Origin of the sequence: Ramlibacter sp., from assembly GCF_036676645.1 — a bacterium.
Classification (GTDB): domain Bacteria; phylum Pseudomonadota; class Gammaproteobacteria; order Burkholderiales; family Burkholderiaceae_C; genus Ramlibacter.
The window spans coordinates 48,811-59,040 of the sequence record NZ_JAKFCM010000029.1 but is presented as its reverse complement, the minus strand read 5'-3'; the positions used below and the strand labels follow the sequence as shown (position 1 = coordinate 59,040).

General features: G+C 70.9%; 9 protein-coding genes and 1 pseudogene. 2 read left to right on the top strand and 8 right to left on the bottom strand.

What is annotated here, in order from left to right; genetic code table 11:
* The 7 genes from secG to V6M57_RS04900 form a co-directional block, all read right to left on the bottom strand.
* A partial coding sequence (secG, locus tag V6M57_RS04930) for a preprotein translocase subunit SecG (protein ID WP_332813867.1) occupies positions 1–378 on the bottom strand: 378 nt, incomplete at its 3' end.
* A gap of 34 nt (positions 379–412) precedes the next feature.
* The gene (gene tpiA, locus V6M57_RS04925; protein ID WP_332813866.1) at positions 413–1,165 is read right to left on the bottom strand and encodes a triose-phosphate isomerase; all 753 of its coding nucleotides are present in this window, start codon (positions 1,163–1,165) and stop codon (positions 413–415) included.
* Between the two features lie 72 nt (positions 1,166–1,237).
* Positions 1,238–2,224: an NAD(P)H-quinone oxidoreductase gene (locus V6M57_RS04920; RefSeq protein WP_332813865.1), complete on the bottom strand. Its 987-nt coding sequence runs from the start codon at positions 2,222–2,224 to the stop codon at positions 1,238–1,240.
* A 184-nt stretch (positions 2,225–2,408) separates the two neighbouring features.
* Positions 2,409–4,712, bottom strand: a complete 2,304-nt coding sequence (pnp, locus tag V6M57_RS04915; protein WP_332813864.1) for a polyribonucleotide nucleotidyltransferase — start codon at positions 4,710–4,712, stop codon at positions 2,409–2,411.
* A gap of 243 nt (positions 4,713–4,955) precedes the next feature.
* Positions 4,956–5,219, bottom strand: a complete 264-nt coding sequence (gene rpsO, locus V6M57_RS04910; protein ID WP_332813863.1) for a 30S ribosomal protein S15 — start codon at positions 5,217–5,219, stop codon at positions 4,956–4,958.
* 279 nt (positions 5,220–5,498) lie between these two features.
* Positions 5,499–6,668: a pyridoxal phosphate-dependent aminotransferase gene (locus tag V6M57_RS04905; RefSeq protein WP_332813862.1), complete on the bottom strand. Its 1,170-nt coding sequence runs from the start codon at positions 6,666–6,668 to the stop codon at positions 5,499–5,501.
* A gap of 10 nt (positions 6,669–6,678) precedes the next feature.
* Positions 6,679–7,953 carry a branched-chain amino acid ABC transporter substrate-binding protein gene (locus V6M57_RS04900; RefSeq protein WP_332813861.1) on the bottom strand — a complete coding sequence of 425 codons (1,275 nt, stop codon included), beginning with the start codon at positions 7,951–7,953 and terminating at the stop codon, positions 6,679–6,681.
* A 105-nt stretch (positions 7,954–8,058) separates the two neighbouring features.
* Between V6M57_RS04900 and V6M57_RS04895 the strand changes: the two genes are divergently transcribed.
* A complete protein-coding gene (locus V6M57_RS04895; RefSeq protein ID WP_332813860.1) occupies positions 8,059–8,442 on the top strand; it encodes an Hsp20/alpha crystallin family protein in 384 nt (127 codons plus the stop codon).
* Between the two features lie 317 nt (positions 8,443–8,759).
* On the opposite strand, the gene tsaD is transcribed toward V6M57_RS04895, so the two are convergent.
* On the bottom strand, positions 8,760–9,800 hold the full coding sequence (gene tsaD, locus V6M57_RS04890; protein WP_332813859.1) for a tRNA (adenosine(37)-N6)-threonylcarbamoyltransferase complex transferase subunit TsaD: 1,041 nt from the start codon (positions 9,798–9,800) through the stop codon (positions 8,760–8,762).
* A gap of 194 nt (positions 9,801–9,994) precedes the next feature.
* Here tsaD and V6M57_RS04885 point away from each other — a divergent pair.
* Positions 9,995–10,210, top strand: a pseudogene (locus tag V6M57_RS04885) (formate/nitrite transporter family protein); the annotation flags it as partial.
* Between the last annotated feature and the right edge of the window lie 20 nt (positions 10,211–10,230).

The following is a 10,230-nucleotide window of genomic DNA, read 5'->3' as shown; positions in this document are numbered from 1 at the left end:
GGGAGCGGCCGTGCCGCCCGGCGCCGGCGCGTTCGTGCCGGGAATCTGCGCCGCCGCACCGGAGGCGGCGGGTGCCGGGGCCGGGGCTGCGGCCGGCGCGGCCGCGCGGTCGAGCACGCTGCCCGACTCCTCGGGCGGGCGGTAGCTGCCGAAGTAGGCCAGGGCCAGCGTGCAGACGAAGAACACGGTGGCCAGCACGGCGGTGGTGCGCGACAGGAAGTTGGCGCTGCCACTGGCGCCGAACAGGCTGCCCGAGCTGCCGCTGCCGAACGCCGCGCCCATGTCGGCGCCCTTGCCGTGCTGGACCAGGATGAGGCCGACCATGGCCAGCGCCGACAGGATCTGCACGGTGAGGACGGCGGTGAGAAGCACGTTCATTGTTGATTCACTCCGAAAGGTGGGGCGGCGGTCCTCAATGGGCGGCCGCGATGATCTGCAGGAAGTCGGGGGCCTTCAGCGAGGCGCCGCCGATCAGGCCACCATCGATGTCGGGCTGGGCCAGCAGGCTGGCCGCATTGGCGGCGTTCATGCTGCCGCCGTACAGGATGGCCACGCCGTCGGCCTGCGCGGTGGCGGCGCGCAGTTGCGCGCGCAGGGCGGCATGCACCTGCTGCGCCTGTTCGGGCGTGGCGGTGCGGCCGGTGCCTATGGCCCAGACCGGCTCGTAGGCCACGACGATCCGGGCCAGGCCGTCGCCGACCGCGTCGATCACGGCCGCCAGCTGGCGCCGGACCACGCTTGCGGTCTGGCCCGCTTCGCGCTCGGCGAGGGTCTCGCCCACGCACACGATGGGGGTGATCCCGTGCGCCAGCGCCGCCCGGGCCTTGTCGGCCACGACGGAGTCGCTCTCGCCGTGGTACTGCCGGCGCTCGGAATGGCCGACGATGGCGTAGCGCACGCCGAACTCCTCGAGCATGGCGGCCGACACCTCGCCGGTGTAGGCGCCCTGCCCGTGGCGCGAGACGTCCTGCGCGCCCAGCTCGAGCGCCGAGCCCTCGCACAGCGACCGCACCTGCGCCAGGTAAGGCGAGGGCACGCACACGGCAACCCGGCAGGCAGCGCCGCCGCCCGCCAGGCCCGCCACGACCGCCCGCACCAGGGCCTCGTTGGCGGCCAGGCTGCCGTTCATCTTCCAGTTGCCGGCAATCAGCTGGCTCTTCTTCATGTCAGTTGCTCCACCGCGTCGCGCGCCACTGCGCTCGATGCCATCCCCGCACTGTCGTTGCCCCGCATTCCTTCACCAGGCCAGGACGATCTTGCCGATGTGGCGATTGGACTCCATCAGCTCGTGCGCCCGTGCCGCTTCGGCCGCCGGGAACACGCGGTGCACCACCGGTCGCACGGCGCCGCTCGCCAGCAGCGGCCACGCCTTCTCGCGCAGCGAAGCGGCAATGGCCGCCTTGAAGGCCACCGGCCGCGGCCGCAGCGTCGAGCCGGTCACCGTCAGCCGGCGGCGCAGCACCAGCCCGGCATCGAAGCCGGACCTGACGCCACCCTGCACCGCAATGATCACCAGCCGGCCATCCTCGGCCAGGCAGCCGACCTCGCGCGCCACGTAGTCGCCGGCCACCATGTCCAGGATCACGTCCACGCCGCGCCCGCCGGTCAGCCGCCTGGCCTCTTCGGCGAAGTCCTGCGTACGGTAGTTGATCGCGTGGTCGGCCCCGAGTTTCAGGCAGGCGGCACACTTCTCGTCGCTGCCCGCGGTGGCGAGGACGGTCGCGCCGAAGGCCTTGGCGAGCTGGATGGCGGTGACGCCGATGCCGCTGCTGCCGCCCTGCACCAGCAGGGTCTCGCCCGGCTGCAGGCGGCCGCGGTCGAACACGTTGCTCCAGACCGTGAAGAAGGTCTCCGGCAGCGATGCGGCCTCGACGGGAGTCAGCCCCCCCGGCACCGGCAGGCACTGGCCGACCGGGGCGGCACACAGCTCGGCATAGCCGCCGCCGGCCACCAGCGCGCACACCGCCTGGCCCACCTGCAGGCCGGCACGGGCCATCGCCGGCGCGTCGCCGGAGACGATCTCGCCGGCGACTTCGAGGCCCGGGATGTCCGGCGCGCCGGGCGGCGGCGGGTAGTGTCCCGCGCGCTGCAGCACGTCGGGCCGGTTCACGCCGCTGGCGGCCACCCGGATCAGCACTTCGCCCGGCCCCGCGGCGGGGTCGGGGCGCTCGCCCAGGCGCAGCACCTCGGGCGCGCCCGGGCGGGTGATCTCGATGGCTTTCATGCTTGTATTCGAGGCCCGTAACGTGTCATTTCGGCTTGACCCCGGATCGGGTCCGGGGCAGGCCCCGGATCGGGTCCGGGGCAGGCCCGCAATCCACCTCCTGCTGCCGCAACGACCTCGAGCGTCCGTCCAGCCAGCCGGAGGTGGATCCCGGCTTTCGCCGGAATGACACCTCCTTGGAAACTTACTCCTGTGGGTCCAGCGTGGACTGCGGCTGCGAGTCGGACGCCGGGCGCTCGCCGTTGCCGCGGTCACCGTTGTAGTCGCCGCGCTCGCCCCGCTCGGCGCGTTCGCCCCGGTGGTCGCCACGGTCGCCACGGTCACCGCGGTCGCCACGCGGCGGCCGGTCGCTCCGTTCGCGGCGCTCGCGCGGGGGCTGGTCTTCCATGCCGGCCGGGCGCTCGGCCAGGGCCTTCATGGACAGCTTGACGCGGCCCTTGTCGTCGGTCTCCAGCACCTTGACGCGCACGACCTGGCCTTCGCTCAGGTAGTCGCTGACCTTCTCGACCCGCTCGTGCGCGATCTGGCTGATGTGCAGCAGGCCGTCCTTGCCGGGCAGCAGGTTGACCAGCGCACCGAAGTCCAGCAGTTTGGTGACCGGGCCTTCGTAGACCTTGCCGATCTCCACCTCGGCCGTGATCTGCTCGATGCGGCGCTTGGCGTCCTCGGCGCGGTCGGCGTCGGTGGAGGCGATGGTGATGGTGCCGTCCTCGGCGATGTCGATCGTGGTGCCGGTCTCGTCGGTGAGCTGGCGGATGGTGGCGCCGCCCTTGCCGATCACGTCGCGGATCTTCTCCGGGTTGATCTTCATGGTGTACAGGCGCGGCGCGAAGCTGCTGATCTCGGCCTTGGCCTCGCCCATCGCGGCCTGCATCTTGCCCAGGATGTGCATGCGCGCTTCCTTGGCCTGGGCCAGGGCGACCTGCATGATCTCCTTGGTGATGCCCTGGATCTTGATGTCCATCTGCAGCGCGGTGATGCCGTTGGTGGTGCCGGCCACCTTGAAGTCCATGTCGCCCAGGTGGTCCTCGTCGCCCAGGATGTCGGTCAGCACCGCGAAGCGGTTGCCTTCCTTGATCAGGCCCATGGCGATGCCGGCCACGTGCGCCTTCATGGGCACGCCGGCGTCCATCAGCGACAGGCAGCCGCCGCAGACCGAGGCCATCGACGAGGAGCCGTTCGACTCGGTGATCTCGGAGACCACGCGGATGGTGTAGGGGAAATCGTCCTTCGCCGGCAGGCAGGCCAGCAGCGCCCGCTTGGCCAGCCGGCCGTGGCCGATCTCGCGGCGCTTGGTGCTGCCCATGCGGCCCACTTCGCCGGTGGCGAAGGGGGGCATGTTGTAGTGGAACAGGAAGCGGTCCTCGAACTCGCCGGCCAGCGCGTCGATGCGCTGCGCGTCGCGCTCGGTGCCCAGCGTGGTGACCACCAGGGCCTGGGTCTCGCCGCGCGTGAACAGCGCCGAGCCGTGGGTGCGCGGCAGCACGCCGTGGCGGATCTCGATCGGGCGCACGGTGCGGGTGTCGCGGCCGTCGATGCGCGGCTCACCGGCCAGGATCTGGCTGCGCACGATGCGCGACTCGATGCCGAACAGCAGGTCGTCGACCTTGACCGGGTCGAATTCGACGCCCTGCTCCTTCAGGTCGGCCTGCACGACGGCATTGGCTTCGCGCAGGGCCTGGGTGCGGGCCTGCTTGCTGCGGATCTGGTAGGCGGCGCGCAGCTTGTCCTCGGCCAGCTGCTCGACCTTGGCGATGAAGGCCTCGTCGCGGGCCGGGGCCTGCCAGTCCCAGACCGGCTTGCCGCCCTCGCGCACCAGCTCGTGGATGGCGTCGATGGCGATCTTGCCCTGCTCGTGGCCGAACACCACGGCGCCCAGCATCACCTCCTCGGACAGTTGCTGCGCTTCCGATTCGACCATCAGCACGGCGGACTCGGTGCCGGCCACCACCAGGTCGAGCAGCGAGTCCTTGCGCTGGGTCTGGCCCGGGTTGAGCACGTACTCGCCGTTGATGTAGCCGACGCGGGCGGCACCGATCGGGCCGGCGAACGGGATGCCGGAGATCGCCAGCGCGGCGCTGGTGGCGATCAGGGCGGCGATGTCGGCGTCCACCTCGGGATTGAGCGAGATGGTGTGGATCACCACGTGCACTTCGTTGAAGAAGCCTTCGGGGAACAGCGGGCGGATCGGGCGGTCGATCAGGCGGCTGGTCAGCGTCTCCAGTTCGCTCGGCTTGGCCTCGCGCTTGAAGAAGCTGCCGGGGATCTTGCCGGCGGCGTAGGTCTTCTCGATGTAGTCGACCGTCAGCGGGAAGAAGTCCTGGCCCGGCTTGGCGGTCCTGGAGCCCACCACGGTGGCCAGCACCACGGTGTCGTCGATGTTGACCAGCACGGCGCCGGAGGCCTGGCGCGCGATCTCGCCGGTTTCCATGGTGACCGTGTGCTGGCCCCACTGGAAGGTCTTGGTGATCTTGTTGAAGATGGACATGGTTGTGTTCTCTCTGTGATGAAGTGAGCGCACGGAGACGAACACGAATGCCATTCCTTAGGGGCTAGGGACCAGGGGCCAGGGGCCAGGGAAATTCAACCCGCCGCCCGCTCCAGCCCCTAAGGAATGACACAGCCCTGTGTCCTTCTCCCCTTGCTCGTCGGGGAGCAGAGGCAAGGCGCCGAAAGCCGAGGTGTCGGGGAGTTCCCCCAGCCCCCAGCCCCCAGCCCCCAGCCCCTGGCTTTACTTCCGCAGTCCCAGCTTGCCGATCAGCGCCGTGTAGCGCTCGGCATCCTTATCCTTCAGGTACGCCAGCAGCTTCTTGCGGCGGTTCACCATGCGCAACAGGCCGCGGCGGCCGTGGTGATCCTTGGCGTGGGTCTTGAAGTGCGGGGTCAGTTCGTTGATGCGGGCGGTCAGCAGCGCGACCTGCACCTCGGGGCTGCCGGTGTCGCCGGTGCCGCGCGCATGCGCAGCGACGACTTCGGCCTTGTTGATGGCGGACATCTGGGTTTCCTTGTTTGAAGATTGACTTGCGCCGGTGGCTGGAAGGGGCCTCCGGCGTGCGCTCTGCGGGATGCAGAACCCGTGGATTCTACCCCAGGCCCCGGTTCCAGGCGGGCCCGCCGTCCGGCGCATGGCTGAGCGGGGAAGAGTTACCCGGGCGCGGCGCGGGTCGGCCCCCAGCAACGGCCTGTTCGTGAAGAACCCGGCTGATCCGCCCCGGCTCCGACCCGCGCGGCGCGGGAACGCAGGAGGCGGAGCTGGTGGTGCCGCCCCGCTGAGCTAGCGAGCCGCCAGCCAGGCCGCGAGCCAGGCCGCGAGCCGCTCCACGCCCTGGTCCAGGCGGGCCGGATCCTTCGACGCGAAGCACCAGCGCAGCCAGCCCTGGGCCTCGGGCGCGAAGGCATTGCCCGGTGCGATGCCCAGGCCGGCCTCAGCCACCAGCCGCTTGGCGAGGGCGAGCGAGTCGCCGAAGCCGTCGAGCTTGAAGAAGGCGTACATGCCGCCGGCCGGCATCGCCAGCTCGACGCGGGGCAGCGCCTGCAACTGCGGTACCAGCCGGTCGCGGCAGGCCTTCAGGTGCGCCACCAGCCGCGGCGTCACCTCCTGGGTGCGCTGGACCGCCACCACGCCGGCGCGCTGGGTGAACACGCTGGCGCAGGAGGTGTTGAACTCGATCAGCTTGCCCATGGGTTCGGTCATGGCCGCCGGCATGACCAGCCAGCCCAGCCGCCAGCCCGTCATCAGGAAGCTCTTGGAGAAGCTGTGCGCGACGACCAGGCGATCGTCGGGACCGGCGATGTCCAGGAAGCTGGGGGCGCACCCGGCCTGCGTGGGTTCGTAGTACAGGCGCTCGTAGACCTCGTCGGCCAGGATCCAGGTGCCGGTGCGCCGGCAGTGCGCCAGGATGGCCTGCTGCTCGGCGCGCGTGAGCGTCCAGCCGGTCGGGTTGTTGGGCGCGTTCAGCACCAGCAGCCGGGTGCCGGGCCGCACTGCGTCCAGCAGTTGCGCCAGGTCCAGCTTCCAGGCGCCCGCCTGCGGGCGCAGGGACACCCGGCGCAGCTTCGCACCCATGATCAGCGGCTGCGCCGTCAGGTTGGGCCACACCGGCGTGACGGCCACGACCTCGTCGCCCGCATCCACCAGCATCTGCATCGCCAGCATCAGCGCGTTGACGCCGCCCGAGGTGATGGCCACACGCTCGCTGCCCACCGGCGAGTGCAGCCGCGAGGTGTAGCCCGCCACCGCCTCGCGCAGTTCCGGCAGGCCCAGGTTGTGGGCATAGAAGGTCTCGCCGGCGCGGATCGATTCGACGGCGGCTTCGCGAATGAAGTCCGGCGTGACCTCGTCGCTCTCGCCGAACCAGAAGGCCAGCACGTCGTTGCGGCCCATGCCGGCGTTGGCCACCTCGCGGATCTTGGAGGCCTCGAGGTCCAGGATGGCCTGTCGCATGGCGGACCCTTCAGGTGCCCGGCCGCTGCATGCGGCAGCTGCTGGGCAGCTCGGCCTGGGCGGGCGCGATCACGCGCACCACGCGGAAGCCGTAGCCGGATCCCTCGACGTCGAACTTCACCCCCGGGCTGCCCTGACGGTCCATCACGCCGACCACCAGCGCCTGCTGGAACTGGTGGTCCAGCGCGCGCATGGCACCGCCCTGCCCGGCCAGGCTGACGCGCGACTTCTCCAGCGCCCCTGCCACCGCGGCGGCTTCGGTGCTGCCCGCCTGCTCCATCGCTTGCGCCAGCGCCTCGATCATCAGCTGCATGCGCATGTGCACGTAGTCGTCCTGCGGTCGCGGGAAGCGCTGGCGGAACGCCTGGTAGAAGGCCTCGCTCGGCGCGGTGGGCAGGTTGGGCAGCCAGTCGGCCACCGCGATCACCCGCCCCACCCCCGCGTCGCCGATGGCGGCGGGGGCGCCCAGCGCATTGCCGTAGAAGGTGTAGAAGCTGCCGTCGAAGCCGACTTCGCGCGCGGCCTTGACCAGCAGCGTAAGGTCGTTGCCCCAGTTGCCCGTGATCACCGCGTCGGCGCCGCTGGCCTTGATCTTGACCGCATAGGGCATGAAGTCCTTGATGCGGCCCATGGGGTGCAGCTCTTCGCCGACGATGCGCACGTCCGGGCGCTGCGCGCCGAGCTGGCGCCTCGCCTCGCGCAGCACCGCCTGGCCGAAGCTGTAGTCCTGGCCGATCAGGTAGGCCCCGTGCACCGCCTTGTCCTCCCGCAGCACCGCCATCAGCGCCGCCATGCGCATGTCGGCATGGGCGTCGAAGCGGAAATGCCAGAAGCTGCAGCGCTCGTTGGTCAGGATGGGGTCGACCGCGGAATAGTTGAGGTACAGCACGCGCCGCGAGGGCTCGCGCTCGTTGTGCTTGTTCACGGCCTCGATCAGCGCCGCCGCCACCGCCGACGAGTTGCCCTGCAGGATCACGCGCGCGCCGTCGTCGATGGCCGCGCGCAGCATGGCCAGCGCCTCCTCGGTCTGGCCCTTGCTGTCGTAGCGTTCCAGCGCCAGCGGGCGCGCGCCGCCAGGCAGCCTGGCGCCGCCGCGCGCATTGACCCGCTCGACTGCCCACAGCAGGTTGCGGAACACCGCCTCGCCGGTGTTGGCGAAGGCGCCCGAGAGCGACTCGATCATCGCCAGCTTGAGCGGCGCGCCCGCGGGCTGCGCCTGTGCGAGGGCGGGCACAGATAGCGCCGCCGCGATGGTTTTCAAGACCCGCCTGCGGGTGCTGTGCATCAAGTATTCCCCTTGAAAAAGTGCCGGCCGGCGCGCACGTTGGCTGCAGGCGGCGATCGGAAATGGAACGAGAGCCGCGGAGTGTAGTTTCCCAAGGAGCCCACCATGTTCTTCGCACCCGTTGTCCGTACGCGCGCCGGGGTTCCGGCGTTCCGTTCCTTCGACCGCAACTTCGAGCGCTTCGTCAACGAGGCGTTCTACGGCCGCGGCCCGGCCGGCGCTCCCCGGCTGGTGCAGGACGACAAGGCCTGGACCGTGAGCCTGGACCTGCCCGGCGTCGCCCGCGAGGACCTGTCGATCAACATCGAAGGCGCCGTCGTGCGCATCGAGACCAAGGCCGAGGCGTCCCGCCAGTACAAGGCCGCCTACGAGCTGCCCCAGGAGATCGACGTCGAGGCCACCAGCGCCAGGCTGGAGAACGGCGTGCTGACGCTCACCCTGGCCAAGCAGCAGCCGGCGAGCAAGGCACGCGCGATCGAGGTGAAGTAAGCCGCGGCCGGTCCGGCGCCGTCGGTGCCAACCGGCCGATCGCACCTGGCACCTCCCGTTTCCGGCGCGCCCCCGGTGCGCAGCGCCCCCCAATGCCCGGCGCCCCCGGCGCCCCCCGGTGCCCAGCGCCCCCTCGGTGCCCAGCGCCCACCGGGGCCATCCCGGCCCTCCAGTGTCATTCCGGCGAAAGCCGGAATCCATCTCCAGGCCGGTGAACCCGCGCCGAGCGGTGTCGGGCGGTCGGGAGATCGATTGCGGGTCAAGCCCGCAATGACACGCCTTTCTGCCGACGCGCCGCTGCCTGCGCGCCCCCGCCCCTACGCGGCCGCGGCGATCTGCCCCAGCGGCCAGCGCGGTTTCACGTCGAACGCGTAGGACCGGCTGGCCGCTTCCACGTTCGCGCCGATGCGCATCGCCGCTGCCATGGCGATCATCGCGCCGTTGTCGGTGCACAGCGCCAGCTCGGGGTAGTGCACGCGCACCCCCCGCTTCGCGCACGCCGCATCGAGCTGCGAGCGCAGCAGCCGGTTGGCGCCGACGCCGCCGGCCACCACCATGCGCTTGAGGCCCGTTTCCTTCAGCGCGGCCAGCGACTTCTTCACCAGCACTTCCACGATCGCCGCCTCGGTGGCAGCGGCCAGGTCCGCCTTGCGCGCTTGCAGCCCCTGGCCCAGCTTGCGCGCCTGCGTCAGCACCGCGGTCTTCAGCCCGGCGAAGGAAAAATCCAGGTTGCCGCTGTGCAGCAGCGGCCGTGGCAGGGCGAAAGCCCTGGGATCCCCCTGCTGCGCCAGTTGCGAGAGGGCCGGTCCGCCCGGGTAGCCCAGTCCCAGCAGCTTGGCGCTCTTGTCGAAGGCCTCGCCGGCGGCGTCGTCGATGGTCTCGCCCAGCAGTTCGTACTGCCCCACGCCATCCACCCGCATCAGCTGCGTGTGGCCGCCCGACACCAGCAGCGCGACGAAGGGAAACTGCGGCGGATCGGCGCTCAGGAAGGGCGAGAGCAGGTGACCCTCCAGGTGGTGCACGCCCAGCACCGGCTTGCCCAGGGCCGCCCCCAGCGCGCAGGCCACGCCCGCGCCCACCAGCAGTGCGCCGGCCAGGCCCGGTCCGCGCGTGTACGCGACCGTCTCGACCTCGCGCAGCTCGCGGCCCGCCTGCTGCAGCACTTCGCGGGTGAGCGGCAGCACGCGGCGGATGTGGTCGCGGCTGGCCAGCTCCGGCACCACGCCCCCATACGCCTCGTGCATGCGCACCTGGCTGTGCAGGGCATGGCCGAGCAGGCGCGGCACGCCGGGCCCGCCACCCTCGACGAGCGCGACGCCCGTCTCGTCGCAGGAAGATTCGATGCCCAGCACCAGCATCGGGCAAGTTTAACGACGCCATCTGGTGCGCCGCCCCCGTTCCGGGCCACGCGCCAGGCCGGCGCGCGGGTGATGACGGCCGAAGAATGACGACACGGCCTTGGCACGGTCCCTGCTAGCCGGAACCACGAAGGCAGCGTCGGCCGATGCAGGCGCGAGCCGCTCGAGATCCGATCCACCCGCAAGGAGCATCCATGGCCTATGTCGTCCCCCATGAATTCGTCGCCCGCATGGTCGACGCCGGGGCATCGAAGATCTTCATGTCGACCCGCGACACGGTGATCCGCGCCTACATGGCCGGCGCATCCTGGCGATGGCCGCCGGGTTTCGCCATCACGGTCTCGGTGCAGACCGGCAACCCGCTGCTGGGCGCGGTGCTGTTCCCGGTCGGCTTCTGCATGCTCTACCTGCCGGCGCGCGCGGCGTGAGC